Here is a 23,071-nt window from a genome sequence, read left to right on the forward strand (position 1 = left end):
TCACGCCACGGCCTCCTTGAAGATCTCGGTGAGGGTCGGCTGCTCGACGCCGAAGTGCTCCACGTGCCCGGCCTTGAGGGCGCGGCGCAGGATCTCCTGGTCGTCGCCGCCGGCGACGAGCAGGGTGTGGCGGTCGCCGGTGACGCTGAGCTCGCCCGGCAGGCCGTCGGCCCAGCCCGGCGTCGCGCCGCGCACCACGACCCGCAGCGTGCCGCCCTCGGCGGCGCGCAGGTCGCCGACCGTGCCGCTGGCCACCATCCGGCCGGCCGACACGATGCCGACCGAGTCGCACAGCCGCTCGACCAGTTCGAGCTGGTGACTGGAGAAGATGACGGGGACGCCGCCGCGGCAGCGCTCCTGAAGGGCCGTGGCCAGCGTCTCGACCGCGATCGGGTCGAGCCCGGAGAACGGCTCGTCCAGGATCAGCACCTCGGGGTCGTGCACCAGCGCGACGGCGAGCTGCACGCGCTGCTGGTTGCCCAGCGACAGCGACTCCACCGAGTCGTTCCTGCGCTCGGTCAGGCCCAGCCGCTCCAGCAGGTCGTCGGTGGCCTTCTTGGCCGCCGGCGCGCTCAGGCCGTGGAGCTGGCCGAAGTACTCGATCTGCTCGCCGGCGCGCATCTTCTGGTAGAGGCCGCGCTCCTCCGGCATGTAGCCGAACCGCTGCCGCTCGCCGTAGCCCAGCGGCTTGCCCTGCCAGCTCACCGAACCGGAGTCGGCCTTCAGGACCCCCATGACGATCCGCATCGTCGTCGTCTTGCCGGCGCCGTTCGCGCCGACGAACCCGAACATCTCCCCCGGCCGGACCGTGAATCCGATCCCGTCCAGGGCGAGCTTGCCCTCGGTCGCCCCGGGGGCCGCGGCGAAGCGCTTGCGCAGTTCGCTGATCTCGAGCATCAGGTTCTCTCCTTCGTCATGCACCAATCGTCCCGTAACAGGCGTTCGCCCTGGTAGGTGCTGAAATCAGGAGCCTGGCATGCGCTACGCGTCCGTTCCGGATGACATTTGTCATTACGCTGGGCTCATGACGCGTGCAGACAAGGACAAGCCGGTCGTCCTCTCCCGCATCTACACCCGCACCGGAGACGACGGCACGACATCGCTCAGCGACATGAGCCGCACGTCCAAGACCGATCCGCGACTGGCCGCCTACGCGGACGTGGAAGAGGCCAACGCCCACCTCGGGCTGGCCCTCGCGCACGGCACCCTGCCCGCCGACCTCGTGGAAGTGCTGGTACGGGTCCAGAACGAGCTGTTCGACCTCGGCGCCGACCTCGCCACCCCGGTCACGGCCGACCCCGAGTTCCCGCCGCTGCGCGTCGAGCAGTCCTACATCGACCGGCTCGAAGAGCAGTGCGACCACTTCAACGCCCGGCTCAAACCGCTGCGCAGCTTCATCCTGCCCGGCGGCGACCCCGCCACCGCGAGCCTGCACATCGCCCGCGTCACCGTACGCCGGGCCGAACGCACCACGTGGGCGGCCCTGCACACCCACGACGACATGAACCCGCTGACCGCCACCTACCTCAACCGGCTGTCGGACCTGCTGTTCATCCTGTGCCGGATCGCCCACGCGGGCGACGAGATCCTCTGGAAGCCCGGCGGCACCCGCTGATCAGGCCCGCTGATCAGGCCCACTGATCAGGCCCACTGATCAGGCCCACTGATCAGGCGACGTCCAGGTAAGCGCTCGGCGGCGCCGACTCCAGCCAGGCCAGGAAACCGGTCAGCGCGTCGGCGCTCATCGCCAGCGACAGGTCACGGGTGGAGCCGGAGCAGTCGACCGCGTACAGGCCGCCGTCGATCTCCCTGCGCTGGGAAACGACGAGGCCGCGCCTCGCGATCGCGTGGCGCGGCCTCAGTCGCACACCCATGAGCGGAATCCAGTGGAGCTCTCCGTCGGCGTAGCGCGCTACGCCGCTCTGCCAGACCCCCTGCCCGACACGCAGCCGGCAGGGTACGCTCCCCCGGCGCGCGAGCATGAAGTAACGCACGACCGCCAGAGCGGCGGCAAGCAGCGCACAGATCACCAAAGTCTCGACCATGCCTGCCGCCCCCTAGCGCTCGTAATATCAGACCTCTTCGCCCGCCGCGCGCAGCCGGGCCCTGGCCCGCTTCGCCTCGATGGCCGCGTCAGCGTCCTCCTGGTTGGCCTCGATCGAGGCCTGGGCCCGGTCGAGAGCGTCACGGGCAGCCGCGACGTCGACCTCGGAACCGAGCTCGGCCACCTCGGCGAGCACGGAGACCTCGTCGTCGGCCACGGAGATGAAACCGCCGTGGACCGCGGCGACCAGGTCGTCCTGGCCCTCCCGCTTCACCTTCAGCACGCCGCCCTCGACGAGGACGCCGAGCACGGGTGCGTGTTGCGGCATAATACCGATCTCGCCGTCCACGGTCTTGGCAATCACCATGTCGGCCTCGCCCGACCAGATCTCACGCTCGGGTGAGACAACCCCTACGCGTAGCTTCGCCACTTGTGTAGGTTCCTTTCCGATCAGGTGGTGGCCCGGCCGCAACCGCGCCACCACCGGTAGGGCGACTTAGCGACGCTCGAGTTCCTTGGCCTTGGCCACGGCCTGCTCGATGCCGCCGACCATGAAGAACGCCTGCTCGGGCAGGTGGTCGTACTCACCCGCGCAGAGGCCCTTGAAGGAGGCGATGGTCTCGTCCAGCGGCACGGTCTCGCCCGGCTGGCCGGTGAAGGCCTCGGCCGCGTACATCGGGTGCGACAGGAAGCGCTCGATGCGGCGGGCCCGCTGGACGGTGACCTTGTCCTCCTCGGAGAGCTCGTCGATACCGAGGATGGCGATGATGTCCTGGAGCTCGCGGTACTTCTGCAGGATCCGCTTGGTCTCCTGGGCCACCCGGTAGTGCTCCTCGCCGACGATCTGCGGGTCGAGGATCCGGGAGGAGGAGTCGAGCGGGTCCACCGCGGGGTAGATGCCCTTCTCCGAGATCGGCCGCGAAAGCACGGTCTGCGCGTCGAGGTGCGCGAACGCGTTGTGCGGGGCCGGGTCGGTGATGTCGTCGGCGGGCACGTAGATCGCCTGCATGGAGGTGATCGAGTGACCGCGCGTCGAGGTGATGCGCTCCTGGAGAACACCCATCTCGTCGGCCAGCGTCGGCTGGTAGCCCACCGCGGACGGCATACGGCCGAGCAGCGTGGACACCTCGGAACCGGCCTGCGTGAAGCGGAAGATGTTGTCGATGAACAGGAGCACGTCCTGTCCCTGAACATCGCGGAAGTACTCCGCCATGGTCAGCGCCGACAGCGCCACCCGCAGACGGGTGCCCGGCGGCTCGTCCATCTGACCGAAGACGAGCGCGGTGTCCTTGAGGACGTCCGCCTCCTCCATCTCCAGCCAGAGGTCGTTGCCCTCACGGGTGCGCTCACCCACGCCGGCGAAGCACGAGGTGCCACCGAAGTTACGGGCGACGCGGCGGATCATCTCCTGGATCAGAACGGTCTTGCCGACGCCCGCGCCGCCGAACAGACCGATCTTGCCACCCTGCACGTACGGGGTGAGCAGGTCGATGACCTTGATGCCGGTGACCAGCAGCTCCGTGCGGGACTCGAGCTGGTCGAAGGCCGGCGACGGACGGTGGATGCCCCACCGCTCCTCGATCTTGAGCGAGGAGGTCGGCACGTCGAGCGTCTCGCCCAGCGCGTTCCACACGTGGCCCTTGACGACGTCGCCGACGGGCACCGAGATCGGCGCGCCGGTGTCGAGCACCGCCTGGCCGCGGACCATGCCGTCGGTCGGCTGCATCGAGATGGCCCGGACGAGGTTGTCACCCAGGTGCTGGGCGACCTCGAGGGTCAGGGTCTTGGTCTCGCCGCCGAGGGTCACCTCGACCTTGAGCGCGTTGTAGATCTCGGGCATCCCCTCGACGGGGAACTCCACGTCAACGACGGCGCCGGTGACGCGGGCCACGCGGCCAGTGCCGGCCGCGGGGGTTTCTACAGTTTCAACAGCCTCTGCAGTCATTTCACTCTTTCCCCGCTGCGGCGTCAGCGAGCGCGTTGGCGCCACCGACGATCTCGCTGATTTCCTGGGTGATCTCGGCCTGACGAGCCTGGTTCATCTGCTGGGTCAGCATCCGCATCAGCTCGTTGGCGTTGTCGGTGGCCGACTTCATCGCGCGCCGCCGCGCGGCCTCCTCGGAGGCCGCCGACTGCAGCAGCGCGGTGAAGATGCGCGACTCCACATAACGCGGCAGCAGCGTCTCCAGCACGTCGCCCGCCGTGGGCTCGAACTCGAAGTACGGCGGGATCGTGGTGGACTCCGTCGCCTCGGTCTCCTCGACCTCCAGCGGCAGGATCCGCCTGACCACGACGTTCTGCGTCAGCATCGAGACGAACTCGGTCGAGACGATGTGGATCTCGTCGATCCCGTTGTCGTCCTTGAAGGAGTCGATCAGCGTGTTGGCGATCTCCTTGGCGTCGGCGTAGGCCGGGTTCCTGGAGAAACCGACCCACTGCCCGCCCATCTCCCGCTGGCGGAAGGAGTGCCAGGTGACACCCTTGCGCCCGGTGACGAACGGGACGACGCTGAGGCCGCGGCCCTCCAGCAGCCCGCGCAGGGCCTCGGCCTCGCGCAGGACGTTGGCGTTGAAGCCGCCACAGAACCCGCTGTCGCTGGTGACGATGAGGACGCCCGCCTTGGCGGGGTTCTCCTTCGCCACGGTCAGCGGATGGTCGACGCTGGCCGCGTTGCTGACGACGCCGGTGACGGCGCGAGTGATCTCACGCTCGTACGGCAGCGCCGCCTGCATCCGCATCTGCGCCTTCACAATCCGCGAAGAGGCGATGAGCTCCTGGGCGCGCGTGATCTTCGCGGTCGACTTGACCGAGCTGATCCGCCGCCGCAGCAGCCTTAGCTGGGCACCCATGTCCTACTTCTCCGCCGCCGGACGGACGACCTTCTTGATCTTCTCCTGGCCGACCTCGTCGGCACCGAGCGGCGCCACCGGCTCGTCCTTGACCAGCAGCTCACCCGAGGAGGTGGTGAAGCCCTTCTTGAACTCCACGATCGCGTCCTTGAGCACGGTCACCGCGTCGTCGGACAGCTCGTTGGTCTCCCGGATGCCGTCGAAGACACCCTTGTGGGAGGAGCCGAGGTAGTCGAGGAACTCCGCCTCGAAGCGGCGCACGTCCTCGACCGGCACCTCGTCGAGCTCACCGGTGGTGCCGGCCCACACCGACACGACCTGCTTCTCGACCGGGAACGGCGAGTACTGCGGCTGCTTGAGCAGCTCGACCAGACGCTGACCGCGGTCGAGCTGGGCCCGGGACGCGGCGTCCAGGTCGGAGGCGAAGGCCGCGAACGCCTCCAGGTCGCGGTACTGCGACAGGGAGAGCTTGAGCGTGCCGGCCACCTTGCGCATGGCCTTGACCTGCGCCGAACCACCGACTCGGGAGACGGAGATACCGACGTTGATCGCGGGACGGACACCCGCGTTGAACAGGTCGGTCTCCAGGAAGCACTGGCCGTCGGTGATGGAGATGACGTTGGTCGGGATGAACGCCGAGACGTCGTTGCCCTTCGTCTCGATGATCGGCAGACCGGTCATCGAGCCGCCGCCCATGTCGTTGGAGAGCTTCGCGCAGCGCTCCAGCAGGCGGGAGTGGAGGTAGAACACGTCGCCGGGGAAGGCCTCACGGCCCGGCGGGCGACGCAGCAGCAGGGACACGGCGCGGTAGGCGTCGGCCTGCTTGGTCAGGTCGTCGAAGACGATGAGAACGTGCTTGCCCTGGTACATCCAGTGCTGGCCGATGGCCGAGCCGGTGTAGGGGGCGAGGTACTTGTAGCCGGCCGGGTCGGAGGCGGGGGCGGCGACGATGGTCGTGTACTCGAGCGCGCCGGCCTCCTCCAGCCGCGCCTTGACCTGCGCGATGGTCGAGCCCTTCTGGCCGACGGCGACGTAGACGCAGCGGACCTGCTTCTCCGGGTCGCCCGACAGCCAGCCCTCGCGCTGGTTGAGGATGGTGTCGACCGCGATCGCGGTCTTGCCGGTGCCACGGTCGCCGATGATCAGCTGACGCTGGCCGCGGCCGATCGGCGTCATGGCGTCGATGGCCTTGATGCCGGTCTGCAGCGGCTGCTTCACCGGCTGCCGCTGGACGACCGACGGGGCCTGGAGCTCAAGGGCGCGCAGGCCCTCGGACTCGATGGCGCCCTTGCCGTCCAGGGGGTTGCCCAGGGGGTCGACCACGCGGCCGAGGAAGGCGTCACCGACGGGCACGGACAGGACCTCGCCCGTCCGGCGGACCGTCTGGCCCTCCTCGATGCCGCTGAACTCGCCCAGGACCACGGCACCGATCTCACGGGTGTCGAGGTTCAGTGCCAGGCCGCGCGTGCCGTTCTCGAACTCGAGCAGCTCGTTCGCCATCGCCGAGGGAAGGCCGGAGACATGGGCGATGCCGTCGCCGGCGTCGACGACGGTCCCGATCTCCTCGCGCGCGGCGCCTTCCGGTTCGTACGCCTGGACGAAGCGCTCAAGCGCGTCCCGGATCTCGTCCGGCCGGATCGTAAGCTCCGCCATCTCTACTCTGTCTCCCTCTTCGCCTAGCCGGCCAACCGGCGGCGGACTTCTTCGATTCGTCCCACGATTGTGGTGTCGATGATCTCGTCGCCGATGCGGACCGAGAACCCACCGAGCACTCGCTTGTCCACCTCGACATTCAGGTGCACGTCTCGGCCGTAGGAGGAGCGCAGCCAGGCGGCGAGCCGCTGCTTCTGCGTCTCCGTCAGCTCGACGGCACTGCGCACGACCGCCACGAGACGCTGGCGCTGCTCGGCCACAAGGCGGCCGAACTCCTCCAGCCCCGTCTCCAGGCTACGTCCTCGCGGATGCACTGCCACCTGCGCGATGAGCCGCTGGGTGGTCGGTGCTGCCTTGCCGCCGAGCAGACCCGCGAGCAGCTCGCGCTTGCCCGCCTCGGGGGCGGCGGCATCGGCGAGCGCCCGGCGCAGGTCCGGGTTGGCGGCGACGATGCGGCCGAAGCGGAAGAGCTCGTCCTCCACCTCGTCCAGCTTGCGCTGGCCCTCCGCCTCGGCGGCGGCGGCGACCACGCCCAGGCGCTCCAGCACGTCGGCCAGGTCGCCGGCACGCGACCACCTGGCCGAGACGGCGGCCTCGGTCGTGGCGACCGTGGCCTCGCTGACCTTGCCCTGGAGCAGCGCGCGGGCCGTGGCGGCCTTCTGCTCGCCGGCCCGGGACTGGTCGGACAGGGCGCGACGCAGGCCGTGCTCGCGGTCGAGCAGATCCGCGACAGCGAACAGCTCGTCGGAGAGCGCGCCGAGGTCGGCACTACCGGCGACCGCGTTGAAGCGCTCCTCGACCTCTGCCAGCGAAGTCCTGCTCAAGCCCCTCATTAACGCACCGCCTGCGCGTTGGAGCTCTCCAGCTCGTCGAGGAACCGGTCGACGATGCGGCTCTGCCGCGACTCGTCCTCCAGGGACTCGCCGACGATGCGGCCGGCGAGCTCGGTCGACAGGCGACCGACCTCGTTGCGGAGCTGGGCGAACGCCGCCTGCCGGTCGGCCTCGATCTGGGCGTGCGCCGCCTCGACGAGACGGCGGGCCTCGGCCTGCGCCTCCTCGCGGAGCTCAGCCTTGATCTGCGCCGCCTGCTCGCGAGCCTCCTCGCGCAGCCGGGCCGCGTCACGCCTGGCCTCTTCGAGCTGCTCGGCGTACTGCTGCTGCAGGACCTGGGCCTGGGCCTGGGCCTCTTCCGCCCTCTTGATGCCGCCTTCGATGGCGTCGGTGCGCTCGGCCAGCGTCTTCTGCACACGCGGGACGAGGATCTTTCCGACGACCAGGACGACGACGAAGAACGCGAAGACGCCGACGACGAGCTCGTAAGTGTGCGGCATGAGAGGGCTGGCGCCCTCCTCCGCAACGAGGAGCTTAGCTGCCGTAATCATGGGTGCAGCCTTTCGTCAGGGGATGCTTCTGGTCTTTAGAGGTTCGCGAAGATGAACGGGGCGACCAGACCGATCAGGGCGAGGGCCTCGGTGAGGACGAAGCCGAGGAGCATGTTCTGGCGGATCAGGCCGTAGGCCTCGGGCTGACGCGCGATGGCCTGCACGCCCTGACCGAAGATGATGCCGACGCCGATGCCGGGGCCGATGGCGGCGAGACCGTAACCGATGGCGGTGACGTTGCCGGAGACCTCAGCGAGAACGCTCATTGCTGTTTTCCTTTACTGGACGGCCGGTGATTCGGAATTTCACCGGTCTGGACTAATCCGGTCTGTGGTTCTCAGTGATCCGCGTGCAGCGAGCTGCCGATGTACATCGCGGCCAGCATCGCGAACAGGAACGCCTGCAGGTACATGATGAACATCTCCAGGCCCGTGAGCAGGATGGTCATCACCACCCCGATGACGCCGATGGGGGCGCCGAGCGGGGTCAGCTTCTCGAAGAGGAACCAGAAGCCCACCATGCTGAAGAAGGCCAGCAGCATGTGGCCCGCGAACATGTTGGCGAACAGTCGCACCGCGTGCGTGAAGGGCGCGATGATCATGTTCGACAGGAACTCGATCGGGGCCAGCAGGAAGTAGATCGGCTTCGGCAGTCCCGGCGGGAACATCATGTTCTTGAAGTAGCCGATGCCGCCCTGGTGCTTGATGCCCAGGTAGATCTTGAGAATGTAGATGGTTGCCGCGAGCACGATCGGGAAGGCGATGTGCGAGGCGACCGGGAACTGGAGGACCGGGACGACGCCCAGGAGGTTCCAGACCAGCACCAGGAAGAAGATCGAGACCAGCAGGCCCATCCACCGGTCGGCGTCCTTGCCCAGGAAGGGCCGGGCGACCTGGTCGCGGACGAACATGTAGCCGAGCTCGACGACGTTCTGCATGCCCCGGGGCACCAGCTTCGGGCTGGCGAAGGCCGCCCAGCAGATGCCGATCACCAGGATCGAGCTGAAAAGGGCGAGGAGCACCGGCTTGGTGAACCATTCGACCCCGGGAATGATCGGGGGCAGAGTGAACAGCTCGTCAGGCGTAGGCGCCCCGAACTCTCCCGGAGGTGCTAGGACCGTCAGCGCACTCACGCGGCGTTCCCTTCAACGTCGTAGTGGATCACAGAAGTTTCCTCGGAGATGCGGTCGCGCCGTACGGCTAGCGACCGTGTCTCCGGTAGACCGCGTAGCCGGCGAGCGAGACCCCCAGGACGATGCCTATGGGGAAGAACGCGGACATGTCGAGCCAGCGGTCCAACAGCCACCCGAGCCCGCCGTAGACTGCCATCCCGGCGAGGATGTAGCTGGGGACCGACCACATGGCGTCGGAGAAGTCCCGACCGTCGGTTTCCGGTCGGCGTTCCTGTTGGCTCATCGCGGCCCTGACGATAGCAGGCGAGCAGAGGACTAGTCATATCGGACCCCGCGTTTTACCAGGCTCATCAGTCGCCCTGCCCGGGAACCTTGGCGTCGGGGTCGACGTAGAGCATCTTCGTCTTCATGAAGGCGCGGACTTCGAAGGCGGTCCAGACGACGGTGCCGGCCACGACGGTCCAGGCGAACGCCTGAGTGTTCCACAGCGTGGTGTCACGGAAAGTGACCAGCATCACCATGATGACGATGACTTTGACGAGATAGCTGACCATCGCGGCGATGGCCATCATCTGCGGAGAGACGCGCGCCGCGTAGGCGACGGCCACCACGCTGATGCTGAAGAAGACGCCGACGAGCAGAACGCCGAGCAGTGCGCCGAGGGCGCCGCCGCCGCCCGCCACCAGAAGGCTCACGACCACGGCCACCGCCCCTACCCCGAGGGTGGGAATCGCGGCGCTTTTGAGTACGCGCACGTCGTTGGCCTGCATCGGAGCTCCATCAACGAGTTATCAAGCGAGCGTTTGCTACCCCCAGAACATTCGCGTTTGGGGGTCCCTGCTCGTGAAAGATATCACAAGCTCACGGAAGACCGCTTTTACCTGTGGTTTCTAGTTCACGATCATGAACGGCCCGGGTAGACCGGAATGACCGGGTTACGCTCCGCGCTCGCCCGGTCCTGCTGCGACGGGCCCGCCTCCGGCGGCATCCGCCGCCTGACCTCGGACTCCGGCACGATCGGCGGCATCGGGCCGGTGGGCGGGCCGTCGTCGTCATGGTTTCCGCCGGCCCTGCGCGCGCCGCCCCGGCCCCGCCACCGGGGCGCGGCCATCAGCAGCACCAGCACCGCCAGCGCCACCACGATCACGATCGGGAACAGCAGCACCGGCACACCCCACGTGGCCATCGCCACGATGCCGAACGCGAACACGAACGCCCACGCGTACATGATCAGCACCGAACGGCGGTGCGAGTGGCCGATGTCCATCAGCCGGTGGTGCAGGTGACCGCGGTCGGGCGCGAACGGCGACATGCCGTGAGAGGTGCGCCGCACGACGGCGGTGATCAGGTCGATCAGCGGCAGGACCAGCACGCCCGCCGGGACCAGCAGCGGCAGCAGCACGCCGAACCGGTTGATGCCCTCGATGACCGACGGGTCGACCGGCGTCACGGTGACGATCGACGACGCCAGCACCAGGCCGATCAGCATCGCCCCGGTGTCGCCCATGAAGATCTTGGCCGGATGGAAGTTGTGCGGCAGGAAGCCCAGGCAGGTGCCGATGAGGACGGCGGCGATCGCCGCGGTCGTCGTGATGCGGTCACCCGAGATGCTCTGCGCGAGGAAGATCGAATAGGCCCAGGTGGCCATGCCCGCGATGCACACGATCCCGGCCGCCAGCCCGTCGAGCCCGTCGACGAAGTTGACCGCGTTGATCGCCACCACCACGACGAGGATCGTGATGATCGTGCTCAGCGTGTAGTCGAGGCTGGTGGAGCCGCCCCAGTCCTTCGGCAGCGGGATGTAGGTCAGCCGCAGGCCGAAGGCGACCAGCACCCCGGCCGCCGCGATCTGGCCGGCCAGCTTGATGAAGGGGTCCATGCCCCACCAGTCGTCCAGGAAGCCCGTCACCGTGATCAGGCCGCCGGCCACGATGAGCGCCAGCACCGGCTGGCCCTCCGCGACGCCCAGCGCCCGGCCCGTGTTGGCCAGCTCGCTCGCGATCAGCAGGCCCGCGACCAGCCCGCCGTACATCGCCAGCCCGCCCAGCCTGGGCGTCGGCGTGGTGTGCACGTCACGTTCGCGAATCTCCGGCGCCGCCCCGATGCGGATGGCGAAGCGGCGCACCAGCGGGACGAGCAGATACGTCACCGCGGCCGCGACGAGTGCCATGAACAGATATTCGCGCACGGACCTAGTTTCCCGGATGCTCCGGCCGGCTGTGACCGGAAAACGACACAGACCAGCTTAATATTCGCTGAGATATGGCCGATGTATGGCGACGAGAGCGGCCACCCTTTCCCGGGCCTCCGCCGCCGCACCAGGCTCTCGCACCACCCGCGCGACCAGCGACCCGATCTCCTTCAATTCCTGGAGCCCCATCCCCTGCGTGGTCACGCACGGCGTGCCCACCCTGATCCCCGACGTCACGGCGGGCGGCTCCGGGTCGTACGGGATCGCGTTGCGGTTGAGCGTGATGCCGGCCGCCGCGCACCTGCGCTCCGCCTCCGCGCCGGAAACCCCCAGCTCACGCAGGTCGATCAGGGCCAGATGCGTGTCGGTGCCGCCCGACACCGGCCGCATCCCCTCGGCCGCCAGCGTGTCGCACAGCGCCCGCGCGTTGGCCACCACCTGCCGCGCGTAGCCGGCGAACTCCGGCCGCAGCGCCTCCCCGAACGCCACCGCCTTCGCCGCCACCGCGTGCATCAGCGGCCCGCCCTGGATGAACGGGAACACCGCCCGGTCGATCCGCGCCGCCAGCTCCTCCGTGCACAGGATCCCGCCGCCGCGCGGCCCGCGCAGCGCCTTGTGCGTGGTGAACGTGACCACGTCCGCGTACGGCACCGCCGACGGGATCGCCCCGCCCGCCATCAGCCCGATCGGGTGCGCCATGTCCGCCAGCAGCCACGCGCCCACCTCGTCCGCGATGCCGCGGAACACGCCGTAGTCGATCAGCCTCGGGTACGCCGTCGCCCCGCACACGATCAGCTTCGGCCGGTGCCGCAACGCCAGGTCACGCACCTCGTCATAGTCGATCAGCTCGGTGTCACGGCGCACCCCGTAGGAGGCCACGTCGAACCAGCGGCCCGAGAAGTTCACCCGCGAGCCGTGCGTCAGATGGCCGCCGTGCGGCAGCGCCATCGCCAGCATCGTGTCGCCCGGCTGCAACAGCGCCGCGTACGCGGCCAGGTTCGCCGACGCGCCCGAATGCGGCTGCACGTTCGCGTGCTCCGCGCCGAACAGCTCACGCGCCCGGTCGATCGCCAGCCGCTCCGCCCGGTCCACCACCTCGCAGCCGCCGTAGTAGCGCCGCCCCGGGTAGCCCTCCGCGTACTTGTTGCTCAACGTCGAGCCCAGCGCCGCCAGTACCGCGGGCGAGGTGAAGTTCTCGCTCGCGATCAGCTGCAGGCCGCCGCGCACCCGCGCCATCTCATCGAGCAGCACCTGCGCGACCTCGGGATCCTGCTCCCGCAGCCGCCCGAAGTCGGGCCCGTAGTCGGGTGTCGCACCCATGATCCCACTGTACGACCGAGTGTCCGGATTTCCCACTTCCCCGGCTCAGGAGAACGCGTGCGGCGCGCCGATCGGACTCGGGATCCAGCGCGGCGTGTCGGCCGCCTCGTCACTGATCGACGTCAGCACCGCCTGCCGGTAGAGCGCCAGCCTCGACCGCCACTCGCCGATGTCCTCCACGTACCGGGCACCCACTGGGGCATCCCACGTCTGCGGGCTCCTGGCCAGCTGGTAAGCCTTGTCCAGCGCCGCCGACATGCTCTCCAGCAGCGGCATCACGTTCTGCCACGCCGTCACCAGGCGCTGGTAGTCGGGGTTGAACTCCCACGCCCTCGGCTGGCCGTCCAGCGGGCCGCCGCCCCCGGCCTTGGGCGGCATCTCCCCCGGCTGCCGCGGCCTCGGCGCGGGCGGATCGACGTACATCACACGCTCCTCTCCTGCGTCCGCGGATCGACCGGCCCGTCAGGCCCGTTGTCCTCAGGCGCCTCGACCGACGGCATGTCCATCGGCCGCACCTCCGTCGCGCTCTCGACCAGAGCCCGGATCGCCTCCTGGCTCGGCGGCCTCACCTCGACGGAGACCACCCCGCCGTCACCCTGCCTCTCCCGGTACGCCCCCTCGCCCCGCCGCGGGTCCTCCTCCGTGGAGCCCCCGGGCTGCGGGTCCGGGTTTGCGGAACCGCCGGGGTACGGGTTACGGGGTTGCTGTTCCTGGCCGGAGGGGCTGCCGGGCTGCGGGTCCGGGTTCCCGGAGCCACCGGGGTACGGGTTGCGGGGCTGCTGGTCCTGACCGGAGGAGCCGCCGGGCTGTTGGTCCTGGTCGGTGGAGCCGCCGGGCTGTGGCTTCTGGTCGATGGGGGCGTTAGGTTGGCGGTCCTGGTTGGGTGAGCCGTCCGGGGCGGGTTGGGAGGGTTCCGGGCAGTCCCGGGGGGCTTGTGCGTTGTCGGGTTGGCGGGGGTCGGCGGCGTCTTGCGTGCCGTTCCGGCCGCCGTCGACGGGGGTGTCCGGTGCGCCGCCGACTGCCGGCGGCGTGCTGGCCTCGGCCTGCACTTCAGGGCCGCCGTAGCCGCCCACTGCACCGCCCGCTACGTTGCCCGTGACGCTGCCTTGGGCACCGCCCGTAACGCCGCCTTGGGCGCCGTCCACTGTGCCGCCCGTAACGCCGCCTTGGGCGCCGCCTGCCGCTCCGCCGTGCACGCCGTCACCCAGGCCGCCGTACGCGCCTGTGGCTCCGCCTGAGACGCCCCCAGGCGCACCTCCTACGGCGCCGTCCGGGACGCCCGCCGTGCCCAGAGGGGCGGCGCCGCCCTGGGCCGGCGGGCCGCCGTAGCCGCCGTCCGGAGCGGGCAGGGGGTGGGGCTGGTACTCGCGGGCGTTCTCCGTCACCGTGCCGAGGGCTTCGGGGTCGAGAGGGCGGCCTCCGATCGAAATCACGTTGGCGCCGTCGCCACCCGCACCCGTGCCTGCGACGCTCTGGGCGGTGGATCCGGCGCCTCCGGCGGCTGAGTCCGGTGGCGGGGTCGGTGGTACGACGAAGCCTTGCCCGTCGTTACGTGGCGCCTCCGGGGTGCCGTTCTGGGCGCCGTTCTGGGCGGCGTCACGTACGGGCGCGTCGTCGGGCCTGCCGTTGCCGGGCTGTTTGTCGCAGTCGTCCGCGGTGGCCGGGGGCTGCGTGGCGGTGGAGTCGTCGGGCGTCGACGGCATGTCGGCGGGCTGGGCGCGGTCGAGGTTGTCGAGGATGCCTTCGAGCTCTCTGGCCGTGGGCGGGTCCAGGGGAATCTGGAGCACCTTGGTGCCGTCGACCTCGACGACCTGCGGCCTGCTGGGGTCGGGGTCGTCGGGGTGGTCCTTGCCTGGAGTGTCGGCTATGCCCTGGTCGCGGTTGCAGTCCTGGTCCTGTTCGCCGCTGCGGTCCGGCTCGGCGCCGTGGTCTCGTCTGCTGCCCCGGTCCTCGTCCTTCGGCTCGTCCTTCGCCTCAGGCTTTCCGTCGGCGTCGGGCTTGCCGTCGGGCTTGGCATCCGGCTTGGTGTCCGCCTCGGGTTTGCCGTCCGGCTTGGTGTCTGCGTCCGGTTTGTCCGGCTTGCCTTCAGGCTTGGCGTCCGCCTCAGGCTTCCCGTCGGGCTTGGCGTCCGGCTTGTCGCTCGCGTCCGGCTTCCCATCCGCTTCGGGCTTTCCGTCTGGCTTCCCGTCCGGCTTGGGATCGGGTTTGCCGTCCGCCTCGGGCTTACCCTCGGGCTTGGTCTCGCCCTCCGGCTTTCCGTCCGGCTTGCCGTTCGCGTCCGGTTTGGGGTCGGGCTTGGGGTCCGGCTTGGCGGTGGGGGTGTCGTCCGTGGCGGGGAGGGAGGGCTTGGGCGGATCGGCGCGCTTCTCCAGCACCGCGAGCCGGGCCTTGACGTCCTTGACCATGCGGTCGGCGGCGTCCGCGATCTGGACCGGGCGGTGGGTGGTCTGGGTGGAGAGCCCGGCGGTGGACATGATCTGCGTGACCCGGGCCTCGACGCGGCGCAGCTCGGCCGTGGCCCGCTCCGTCTCGGCCAGCAGCTCACGGACCAGCTTGGGATCCATGCCGTCGAACTTGCCCATGGGTCACTCCCGGACGTCGCAGCTCCGGGCTCAACCGTAGGCACGTGGCACCGCCCGGCGCAGCCGGGATAGCCAGTCGGTATATCTCAGTCCTCGGTGGCGACGTACCCGATGATGCCCCGCAGCTTCTCGACGGGGATGCTGCCGCGGCGCAGCAGGCGGGGCACGGCGGTGGTGAGGTCGAGGATGGTCGAGGGCGTGTTGTCGCTGGTCCTGCCGCCGTCGAGGTAGACCGAGACGGACTCGCCGAGCTGCTCCTCGGCCTCGGCGGCCGTGACGGCGGCCGGGGCGCCGGAGCGGTTGGCGGAGGAGACGGCCATCGGGCCGGTCTCCTTGAGCAGGTCGAGGGCGACGGGGTGGAGCGGCATGCGCACGGCCACGGTGCCCTTGGTGTCGCCGAGGTCCCACGACAGGGCCCGGTTGGCCTTGCAGACGAGGGTCAGCGGCCCGGGCCAGAACGCGTCGATGAGGTCCTGGCCGTAGGGGCCGAGGTCCTCGACGAGGGCGTTGGCGGCGCGTACGGTGCCGACGAGGACGGGCGGCGGCATGTCGCGGCCACGGCCCTTGGCCTCGAGCAGCAAGGCGACGGCCGCGGCCGTGAAGGCGTCGCAGCCGATGCCGTAGACCGTGTCGGTCGGCAGCACCACGAGCTCGCCCCGGCCGACGGCGGTGGTCGCCTCGCGCAGGCCCTCGGCCCGCTGGTCGGCGTCGGTGCAGTCAAAGCGTCTTCCCACGGCGTGCATCCTAGTCCTGGCCGAGTCGGGCGGTGACGAAGCGGTCCCTGCGGGTGAGGTCCTGGCGCAGCCGTACGTCGCGCCAGCCGTTGTCCTCGGGGAAGGTGAGGTAGACCGACCGGCCCTGTTCGTCGGCGTGCTCGACGGCGACCCAGCCGCCGGGGCGCAGCAGCCGCCGGGCGGTGCGCTCGACGGCCCGGACCTCGCCGAGGCCGTCGTCGCCGGTGCCGTAGAGGGCGCGCGCCGGGTCGTAGTCGCGCACCTCGGGGTCGCGCGGGATCGCGCCGGGCGGGATGTAGGGCGGGTTGGAGATGACCAGGTCGACCTTGCCGTTGAGCTCGGGCAGCGCTTCGGCGAGGTCGTCGGGGTGCAGGTGGGTGCGGCCCTGGCCGTGCTCGGTGATGTTGCGCTTGGCCCAGCTGTAGGCCCGGGGGTCGACCTCGACGGCGTGCACCTCGGCCAGGGCCACTTCCTGGGCGATGGACAGCGCGATCGCGCCGGAGCCGGTGCCGAGGTCGACGACGAGCGGCGCGGTGACGTCCATGGCGCGCAGCGTCTCGATGGCCCATCCGGCCATGACCTCGGTCTCGGGCCGCGGCACGAACACGCCGGGGCCGACGTCGAGCTCCAGGTAGCGGAAGTAGGCGTGGCCGGTGATGTGCTGGAGTGGCTCGCGGGCTTCACGCCGGGCGACGCCCTCCCAGAACAGCGCGTCGAAGTCGGCGTCCTTGACGGTGTGCAGCTCGCTCCGGCGCACGCCGTGGACGAACGCCGCGATCTCCTCGGCGTCGGTGCGCGGGGACGGCACACCCGCCTCTGCCAGCCGCGCGGTGGCGAGGGCGATCTCGTCCAGCAGGAATGTCATGAGTGTTGTGCGAGCTTCTCCGCCATTTCGGCGTCGATGAGGGCCTGGGTGACGGCGTTCAGCTCGCCGTCGAGAACCTGGTCGAGGTTATACGCCTTGAAGCCGACGCGGTGGTCGGAGATGCGGTTTTCCGGGAAGTTGTAGGTGCGGACGCGCTCGGAGCGGTCGACGGTGCGCACCTGCGACTTGCGTTCGGCCTGCGCGGCGGCGTCGGCCTCCTCCTGGGCGATGGCCAGCAGCCGGGCGCGCAGGATGCGCATCGCCGACTCCTTGTTCTGCAGCTGGCTCTTCTCGTTCTGGCAGGAGACGACGACGCCGGTGGGCAGGTGGGTGATGCGCACGGCGGAGTCGGTGGTGTTGACGCTCTGGCCGCCGGGGCCGCTGGATCGGTAGACGTCGATGCGCAGGTCGTTGGGGTCGACCTGGATCTCGACGTCCTCGGCCTCGGGGTAGACGAGCACGCCGGCGGCGCTGGTGTGGATGCGGCCCTGCGACTCGGTGACGGGCACCCGCTGCACGCGGTGCACGCCGCCCTCGTACTTGAGCCTGGACCACACGCCGTCGTCGCCCTTGGCCTTGATCGCGACCGTGACGTCCTTGTAGCCGCCGAGGTCGGACGGCTGGCTGTCGATGATCTCGGTCTTCCAGCCGATGCGCTCGGCGTAGCGCAGGTACATGCGCAGCAGGTCACCGGCGAACAGCGCGGACTCCTCACCGCCCTCGCCCGCCTTGATCTCCATGATGATGTCCTTGTCATCGTTGGGATCACGCGGGATGAGCAGGTGTTTGAGCCGTTCCTCCAGCTGGGGGATGCGCGTCTCGATCTCGGCGGCCTCTTCGGCGAACGCCTCGTCCTCGCGGGCCAGCTCCTTGGCGGCCGTCAGGTCCTCGCGGGCCGTCTCCAGCTCGCGGTAGGTGCCGACGATCGGGGTGAGCTGCGCGTAACGCTTGCCGAGCGTGCGGGCCCTGCCCTGGTCGGCGTGCACGGCGGGGTCGGCGAGCTGCATCTCCAGCTCGGAATACTCCTTGAGCAACTCGTCGAGGTTCACCGTGGGTCCTTCGTCGTGCGGGTGGGCGGGCCGTGCACCAAGAAACGCCGGCCCGGCGCACGCGGGTGCGTCGGAGCCGGCGTCGCTGAAGCTACTTGCCCGAGGCCTTCTTGCCGAAGCGCTTCTCGAAGCGCGCCACCCGGCCGCCGGTGTCGAGGATCTTCTGCTTGCCCGTGTAGAACGGGTGGCAGGCGGAGCACACGTCGGCGTGGATGACGCCGTTCTTGGCGGTGCTGCGGGTGGTGAACGTGTTGCCGCAGGTGCAGGTGACCTGGGTCACGTGGTAGTCGGGGTGGATGTCGGGCTTCATGGTTTTCCTTTCGGGGTGCGGTCGCCGGGTCGCCTCTGAGCTCATGGCGGGAACCGGTACCGCAGCAAGCGGTCGGCTACCAGTGTGCCAGATGGTTCAACCAGCCCGGGCCACCGGCCATTCCCCGATCTTCCCCCCGGTCTTCACGGCGGCGTCACGCTAGGCTCCCCCGCACATACCATCACTTCACCACCGAAGGGTCACTCATCGGATGAGAAGAACGGTGCGGTCGCTCATGGCGGCCGCCACGGGGGTCGCTGTTCTGTTCGGGGGTCCTGCCGCAGCCGCCCACGAGGCCAAGCAGCCGGACTTCACCAGTGCCGCCTGGTCCGGCGCGTACGTACCGCTCCAGGGGGAGACGGGAGCCACGGCCACGCTGAAGCTCAGGGACCCGGAGACGGTCAAGGGCGTGAAGGGCGCCATCGAAGCCCCGGGCAAGGCCGAACGGCCCGTCACGTTCGACGTGAAGCCCGGCGAGGCCGTGGTGACCGGCCGCTGGGCCATCGGCGCGAACGACCCGCCCGGCGACTGGAAGCTCACCGTCACCGTCACGCGCGACGCCCCGCGTGACAACACCTTCAGCGTCAAGGTCGCCGGCAAGCAGAGCATCACCGACGCCTCCGTCACCCCCGACCCCGTCAGGCTCGTCAAGGGCAAGGACGTGGAGGTCAAGGTCGAGGCCGCGGTCAAGGGCGCCCGGACGGTGACGGCCAAGCTGCGCAGCGACACGACGAGGAAGTTCTACGACCTCGGCGTCATGGCGCTGGAGCCCGACGGCCACCACCGCGGCTCCACGTACTTCAGCGACGACACCGCGCCCGGCGCGTGGACGCTGGAGGTGTACGCGACCCGCGGCGGCGAGGCGCTCAAGGGCGTCGTCCCGTTCACCGTCGAGGCCCCGGCCGCCGGCGTCAGCCGCAAGGCCACCGCCAGGGTCACCATCAGCGCCGCCAAGAAGGTCAAGCAGGGCAGGAGCTTCAAGGTGTACGGCAAGGCGTACCGGGGGGCCAAGCCGTACAAGGGCACGAAGCTGCGCATCTACTTCAAGGCCAAGGGCACCAAGACGTACAAGCTCGTCGCGTACGCGAAGACGAACGCCTCCGGCAGGTACACCCGCACGTTCAAGGCCGTGAAGGACGGCTACTACCGCGTCAGGTCGCTCGCCACGAGCAAGACGCGCGGCGCGCTGTCGCCGCAGCGGCTCGTGGACGTCCGCTAGAACGCAGCCCGAACACACAGAAGCGGCGGGAGGGGATCCTCCCGCCGCTTCCGCGTCGTGCGCGCTAGTCGCGGTCGTTGCTCACCGTGGTCTTCTGGACCTGGAGCAGGAACTCCGCGTTGGACTTGGTCTCCTTCATCTTCTCCAGGAGCAGCTCCAGCGCCTGCTGCATGTCGAGCGCGTGCAGCACCCGGCGCAGCTTCCAGACGATCTGGAGCTCTTCCTTGGCCATGAGGATCTCTTCCTTACGGGTGCCGGACGCGTCGACGTCCACCGCGGGGAAGATGCGCTTGTCGGCCAGGGAGCGGTTGAGCTTGAGCTCCATGTTGCCGGTGCCCTTGAACTCCTCGAAGATGACCTCGTCCATCTTGGACCCGGTCTCGACCAGGGCCGTGGCGAGGATCGTCAGCGAGCCGCCGTTCTCGATGTTGCGGGCGGCGCCGAAGAAGCGCTTGGGCGGGTAGAGGGCCGTGGAGTCGACACCACCCGACAGGATGCGCCCGGACGCCGGGGCCGCCAGGTTGTAGGCGCGGCCGAGCCGGGTGATCGAGTCGAGCAGGACGACCACGTCGTGGCCCAGCTCCACCAGGCGCTTGGCGCGCTCGATGGCGAGCTCGGCGACCGTGGTGTGGTCCTCGGCCGGACGGTCGAAGGTCGAGTGGATGACCTCGCCCTTGACCGACCGCTGCATGTCGGTGACCTCTTCGGGCCGCTCGTCCACGAGCACGACCATCAGGTGGCACTCGGGGTTGTTGCGGGTGATCGCGTTGGCGATCGACTGCAGCACCATCGTCTTGCCGGCCTTGGGCGGCGAGACGATGAGACCGCGCTGGCCCTTGCCGATCGGCGACACGAGGTCGATGATCCGCGTGGTCAGGATGTTGTGCTCGGTCTCCAGGCGCAGGCGCTCCTGCGGGTAGAGAGGCGTGAGCTTGTTGAAGTCGGGCCGGTTGCGGGCCTGCTCCGGGTCCATGCCGTTGACGGTGTCGAGGCGGACCAGGGCGTTGAACTTCTCGCGGCGCTCGCCCTCGCGCGGCTGGCGGACGGCGCCGGTGATGACGTCGCCCTTGCGCAGGCCGTTGCGGCGGATCTGCGCCAGCGAGACGTACACGTCGTTGCTGCCCGGCAGGTAGCCGCTCGTCCTGACGAACGCGTAGTTGTCGAGGATGTCGAGGATGCCGGCGATCGGGATGAGGACGTCGTCGTCGCCGATCACGGGCTCGCTGCTGTCGAAGCGGTCACGGCCACGGCCGCGGTTGCGCTCCCTGAACCGGCCGCGCCGGCCACGGCCGCCGCGCTCGTCGTCGTCGCCGCCCCGCTGGTCACCGCGCTGGTCACGCTGGTCACCACGGCTGCCGGAGTCGGCGGTCCGCTGGTCGGCGCGACCGTCACGACCGTCACGACCGTCACGGCCATCGCGACCGTCACGACCGCCGTCGCGGCTGTCGCGGGCGCCGTCACGGCTGTCGCGGGTGTCGCGGGCGGCATCGCGGCCGCCCTCGCCGCGGTCGTTGCCGGAGCGGTCACCGCGGTCACGGCGCTCGCCGCGGCTGCGGCGCTCACGACGGCTCTCGCCGCGCTCGCCACGCGAGTCGCCCTGCGGCGCCTCCGCAGGCTGCACGGGCTGTACGGGCTGCTCGACGACCGACTCGGCCGGAGCCGCCACGGGCTCGGCGACCGGGGCCGCGGCCACCGGCTCGGGAGCCTGCACCGCGGGTTCGTCAGCGGTCTTCGCACGGGAACGTTCCCGGCGCGTCCTGGTGGGCCGCTCGGCGGCCGGGGCCGCGTCGACCGCGGCAGGCGCCTCGGCCGCCGCAGCGGGGGCGCCGTCTCCCGTGCCACCCTGCTTCTCCTGGATGGCCGCGATGAGCTGGCTCTTCCGCATGCGCCCGGTCCCGCTGATGCCCAGTTCGGCGGCCATCTTCTGCAGCTCGGGCAGCACCTTGGCGGACAGGCCGGTGCCGGAGCGACGCGCACGAGGCTTGGCCGCGGCGCGGGTGGGGGTGTCGCCGGACGCCGCAGATGTGCCTGGTGCGTCGGAGAGGAGTTCGGTGGTGTCGCTCAACTAAAAGGTCCTTCCCAGGGGTCGGGCGCCGGTTTCGTTCAGCCGGGCGTCCCGGAGGTGCTTGCGATCCGGCGGGACAGACCGGGTCGGGGTGCACTTTGCGATCTTCGGCCGCCGCTGGGGACGGTCGCCACTCTTGGCCAGGGGTTCTTCCGCGCAGTCACAGAGCCGTGACGCTTGGCTGACACCCCCGAGATTGCTGCCGCCAGCCAGATGTCGAGGTGATTCGAACGCGCAGCTCCCCGTCGTCGCCACCTCACGTCGGGCCAACCGGGTGTGGGCCAACCGGAGGCAACGGATTCCGGGGAGACAGCCGCGCTGCTCACGCCTCGCGACGTGAAGCATGATGCAGCGATGTACGGCTGACAAGCACGCACCCAACAAGGGGGCATCTGGTGCGGCTATCAGCCTAACATCACCAGCGCACACGGCTATTCCCTGAAGGTCTAAAGAGGCATCAGCGTGTCTCGGGGAACTGAACGGTCGCACCACCAGGGTCGACGTCCATTAGCTGGATGTGCCAGTCATTACCCACTTCTGGCGCGATCAAATCCTGCGAATCCGAGGTCGAAAACGCAAGGACCGTGGGCCCCGCTCCCGAAACGACCGCGGGCACGCCCACTGCACGCAGACGTTCTACCAGATCCACGCTCTCAGGCATCGCAGGCGCGCGGTAGTGCTGGTGGAGCCTGTCTTCGGTGGCGGCGAGCAGCAGCGCCCGATCCGGGCTCCGGGTCAGCGCCGCGATCAGCAACGCGGCCCGGCCGGCGTTGAAGGAGGCGTCCTTGTGGGGCACGTCCTTCGGCAGCAGCCCCCGGGCGGTCTCCGTCGACAGCCGCGTCGCCGGAACGAGCACGACAGGACGGACGCCCGCGTCGGGAACCAGCTTCACCCTACGCGGTGCGCCGTCATGCTCGGTCCAGGCGATCGTCAGGCCCCCGGCCAGGCACGGGGCGACGTTGTCGGGGTGCCCTTCCATCTCGGTCGCCAGCGCCAGCACGTCGTCGTCGCTCAGCACCGCGTCACCGTGCGCCGGGTCGCCGCGTGTCACGTCTCCGTGCGTCGCGGCGCCGTGCGTCGCGGCGGCGAGGCTTCGGGCCGCGAGGATGCCCGCGCAGACGGCCGCCGACGAGCTGCCCAGGCCGCGCGCGTGCGGGATGCTGTTACGGCAGTGCATGCGGATCCCGGCGGGCTGGGGCAGACCCATCCGGTCGTACGTCTTCCGCATCGCCCTGACGACGAGATGGCCCTCACCGGCGTCCACCTCACCGGTGCCCTCGCCCTCGACGGTCACCCGCGCCCCGTCGCCGTCGAGCGTCACCCGTACGTGGTCGTACAGGCTCAGCGCCAGGCCCAGGGAGTCGAACCCGGGGCCCAGGTTGGCCGACGTGGCGGGCACGCGGATGTCAACGGTGGTCATTCATCGGCCCTTTCTTCGTGGGGCGTGCCGGTTTTCGCACGCCCCCTCCGCACACACCTGCCCTCGGCGCACACCCCGAGCCCGGGACGTACGCCGTGAGGCCGTGCCGTTCGTTCGTGAGGCCCTCGCCTCCACCCTGAGCGCCGCACTGGGGCGCCGAACTCCGGCGTACCCCGGCTCGCCGTACCGGCGCCGGGAGGGGCGGGTGCGCCTTGCCCGGCGCGCCGCGCCTGATCCGGCTTGGGCGCCGTACC

At 69.9% G+C, this 23,071-nt stretch carries 24 protein-coding genes; 2 read left to right on the top strand and 22 right to left on the bottom strand.

Going from position 1 to position 23,071, the window contains the following annotated elements; genetic code table 11:
* Entirely contained in the window at positions 1 to 897 is an 897-nt protein-coding gene (locus ACWDXC_RS01185; RefSeq protein WP_219505847.1) for an ABC transporter ATP-binding protein, read from the bottom strand.
* Between the two features lie 127 nt (positions 898 to 1,024).
* On the opposite strand from ACWDXC_RS01185, the gene ACWDXC_RS01190 reads away from it, so the two are divergent.
* The gene (locus ACWDXC_RS01190; RefSeq protein WP_449976714.1) at positions 1,025 to 1,615 is read left to right on the top strand and encodes a cob(I)yrinic acid a,c-diamide adenosyltransferase; all 591 of its coding nucleotides are present in this window, start codon (positions 1,025 to 1,027) and stop codon (positions 1,613 to 1,615) included.
* Between the two features lie 52 nt (positions 1,616 to 1,667).
* Here the strand turns inward: ACWDXC_RS01190 and ACWDXC_RS01195 are convergent, their stop codons facing one another.
* From ACWDXC_RS01195 to rpmE, 19 genes are all read right to left on the bottom strand, one after another.
* Positions 1,668 to 2,045 (bottom strand): DUF2550 domain-containing protein, encoded by a 378-nt coding sequence (locus ACWDXC_RS01195; RefSeq protein ID WP_449976717.1) that lies wholly within the window; start codon positions 2,043 to 2,045, stop codon positions 1,668 to 1,670.
* 27 nt (positions 2,046 to 2,072) lie between these two features.
* Entirely contained in the window at positions 2,073 to 2,474 is a 402-nt protein-coding gene (locus tag ACWDXC_RS01200) for a F0F1 ATP synthase subunit epsilon (protein ID WP_049561059.1), read from the bottom strand.
* A gap of 66 nt (positions 2,475 to 2,540) precedes the next feature.
* Positions 2,541 to 3,989 (bottom strand): F0F1 ATP synthase subunit beta, encoded by a 1,449-nt coding sequence (gene atpD, locus ACWDXC_RS01205; protein WP_219505866.1) that lies wholly within the window; start codon positions 3,987 to 3,989, stop codon positions 2,541 to 2,543.
* Between the two features lies 1 nt (position 3,990).
* Entirely contained in the window at positions 3,991 to 4,893 is a 903-nt protein-coding gene (locus ACWDXC_RS01210; RefSeq protein ID WP_219505868.1) for a F0F1 ATP synthase subunit gamma, read from the bottom strand.
* A 3-nt stretch (positions 4,894 to 4,896) separates the two neighbouring features.
* Positions 4,897 to 6,546, bottom strand: coding sequence for a F0F1 ATP synthase subunit alpha (atpA, locus tag ACWDXC_RS01215; RefSeq protein ID WP_449976723.1), 1,650 nt, complete (start codon positions 6,544 to 6,546; stop codon positions 4,897 to 4,899).
* 23 nt (positions 6,547 to 6,569) lie between these two features.
* A complete protein-coding gene (locus ACWDXC_RS01220; protein WP_219505870.1) occupies positions 6,570 to 7,379 on the bottom strand; it encodes a F0F1 ATP synthase subunit delta in 810 nt (269 codons plus the stop codon).
* Positions 7,379 to 7,930 (bottom strand): F0F1 ATP synthase subunit B, encoded by a 552-nt coding sequence (locus ACWDXC_RS01225; protein WP_449976725.1) that lies wholly within the window; start codon positions 7,928 to 7,930, stop codon positions 7,379 to 7,381. Before ACWDXC_RS01225 ends, ACWDXC_RS01220 begins: the two co-directional genes overlap by 1 nt.
* Positions 7,931 to 7,965: 35 nt before the next feature.
* A complete protein-coding gene (gene atpE, locus ACWDXC_RS01230) occupies positions 7,966 to 8,196 on the bottom strand; it encodes an ATP synthase F0 subunit C (RefSeq protein ID WP_101784104.1) in 231 nt (76 codons plus the stop codon).
* A gap of 71 nt (positions 8,197 to 8,267) precedes the next feature.
* Positions 8,268 to 9,062, bottom strand: a complete 795-nt coding sequence (gene atpB / locus ACWDXC_RS01235) for a F0F1 ATP synthase subunit A (RefSeq protein WP_449976729.1) — start codon at positions 9,060 to 9,062, stop codon at positions 8,268 to 8,270.
* A 67-nt stretch (positions 9,063 to 9,129) separates the two neighbouring features.
* Positions 9,130 to 9,345 (bottom strand): AtpZ/AtpI family protein, encoded by a 216-nt coding sequence (locus tag ACWDXC_RS01240; protein WP_449976731.1) that lies wholly within the window; start codon positions 9,343 to 9,345, stop codon positions 9,130 to 9,132.
* Positions 9,346 to 9,412: 67 nt separating this feature from the next.
* The gene (locus ACWDXC_RS01245; protein ID WP_219505875.1) at positions 9,413 to 9,832 is read right to left on the bottom strand and encodes a hypothetical protein; all 420 of its coding nucleotides are present in this window, start codon (positions 9,830 to 9,832) and stop codon (positions 9,413 to 9,415) included.
* 131 nt (positions 9,833 to 9,963) lie between these two features.
* Positions 9,964 to 11,250 (bottom strand): glycosyltransferase family 4 protein, encoded by a 1,287-nt coding sequence (locus tag ACWDXC_RS01250; RefSeq protein WP_364179293.1) that lies wholly within the window; start codon positions 11,248 to 11,250, stop codon positions 9,964 to 9,966.
* A gap of 57 nt (positions 11,251 to 11,307) precedes the next feature.
* Positions 11,308 to 12,573, bottom strand: a complete 1,266-nt coding sequence (locus ACWDXC_RS01255) for a serine hydroxymethyltransferase (RefSeq protein WP_449976736.1) — start codon at positions 12,571 to 12,573, stop codon at positions 11,308 to 11,310.
* A gap of 45 nt (positions 12,574 to 12,618) precedes the next feature.
* Positions 12,619 to 12,996, bottom strand: coding sequence for a hypothetical protein (locus ACWDXC_RS01260; protein ID WP_449976739.1), 378 nt, complete (start codon positions 12,994 to 12,996; stop codon positions 12,619 to 12,621).
* Positions 12,996 to 15,155 carry a hypothetical protein gene (locus ACWDXC_RS01265; RefSeq protein ID WP_449976740.1) on the bottom strand — a complete coding sequence of 720 codons (2,160 nt, stop codon included), beginning with the start codon at positions 15,153 to 15,155 and terminating at the stop codon, positions 12,996 to 12,998. Before ACWDXC_RS01265 ends, ACWDXC_RS01260 begins: the two co-directional genes overlap by 1 nt.
* Before the next feature lie 86 nt (positions 15,156 to 15,241).
* On the bottom strand, positions 15,242 to 15,898 hold the full coding sequence (locus ACWDXC_RS01270) for an L-threonylcarbamoyladenylate synthase (protein WP_246645041.1): 657 nt from the start codon (positions 15,896 to 15,898) through the stop codon (positions 15,242 to 15,244).
* Position 15,899: 1 nt separating this feature from the next.
* Positions 15,900 to 16,754, bottom strand: coding sequence for a peptide chain release factor N(5)-glutamine methyltransferase (gene prmC / locus ACWDXC_RS01275; RefSeq protein WP_049559024.1), 855 nt, complete (start codon positions 16,752 to 16,754; stop codon positions 15,900 to 15,902).
* Entirely contained in the window at positions 16,751 to 17,803 is a 1,053-nt protein-coding gene (prfA, locus tag ACWDXC_RS01280; RefSeq protein ID WP_449976744.1) for a peptide chain release factor 1, read from the bottom strand. The genes prmC and prfA overlap by 4 nt, the downstream gene beginning before the upstream one ends.
* Before the next feature lie 91 nt (positions 17,804 to 17,894).
* Positions 17,895 to 18,113 carry a 50S ribosomal protein L31 gene (gene rpmE / locus ACWDXC_RS01285; RefSeq protein ID WP_219505884.1) on the bottom strand — a complete coding sequence of 73 codons (219 nt, stop codon included), beginning with the start codon at positions 18,111 to 18,113 and terminating at the stop codon, positions 17,895 to 17,897.
* A gap of 211 nt (positions 18,114 to 18,324) precedes the next feature.
* On the opposite strand from rpmE, the gene ACWDXC_RS01290 reads away from it, so the two are divergent.
* On the top strand, positions 18,325 to 19,332 hold the full coding sequence (locus tag ACWDXC_RS01290) for a hypothetical protein (protein ID WP_449976746.1): 1,008 nt from the start codon (positions 18,325 to 18,327) through the stop codon (positions 19,330 to 19,332).
* Positions 19,333 to 19,396: 64 nt separating this feature from the next.
* Here the strand turns inward: ACWDXC_RS01290 and rho are convergent, their stop codons facing one another.
* Entirely contained in the window at positions 19,397 to 21,397 is a 2,001-nt protein-coding gene (rho, locus tag ACWDXC_RS01295; protein ID WP_449976749.1) for a transcription termination factor Rho, read from the bottom strand.
* 457 nt (positions 21,398 to 21,854) lie between these two features.
* A complete protein-coding gene (gene thrB / locus ACWDXC_RS01300) occupies positions 21,855 to 22,817 on the bottom strand; it encodes a homoserine kinase (protein ID WP_449976752.1) in 963 nt (320 codons plus the stop codon).
* Positions 22,818 to 23,071: the final 254 nt, after the last annotated feature.

Source organism: Nonomuraea sp. NPDC003214, assembly GCF_053590035.1.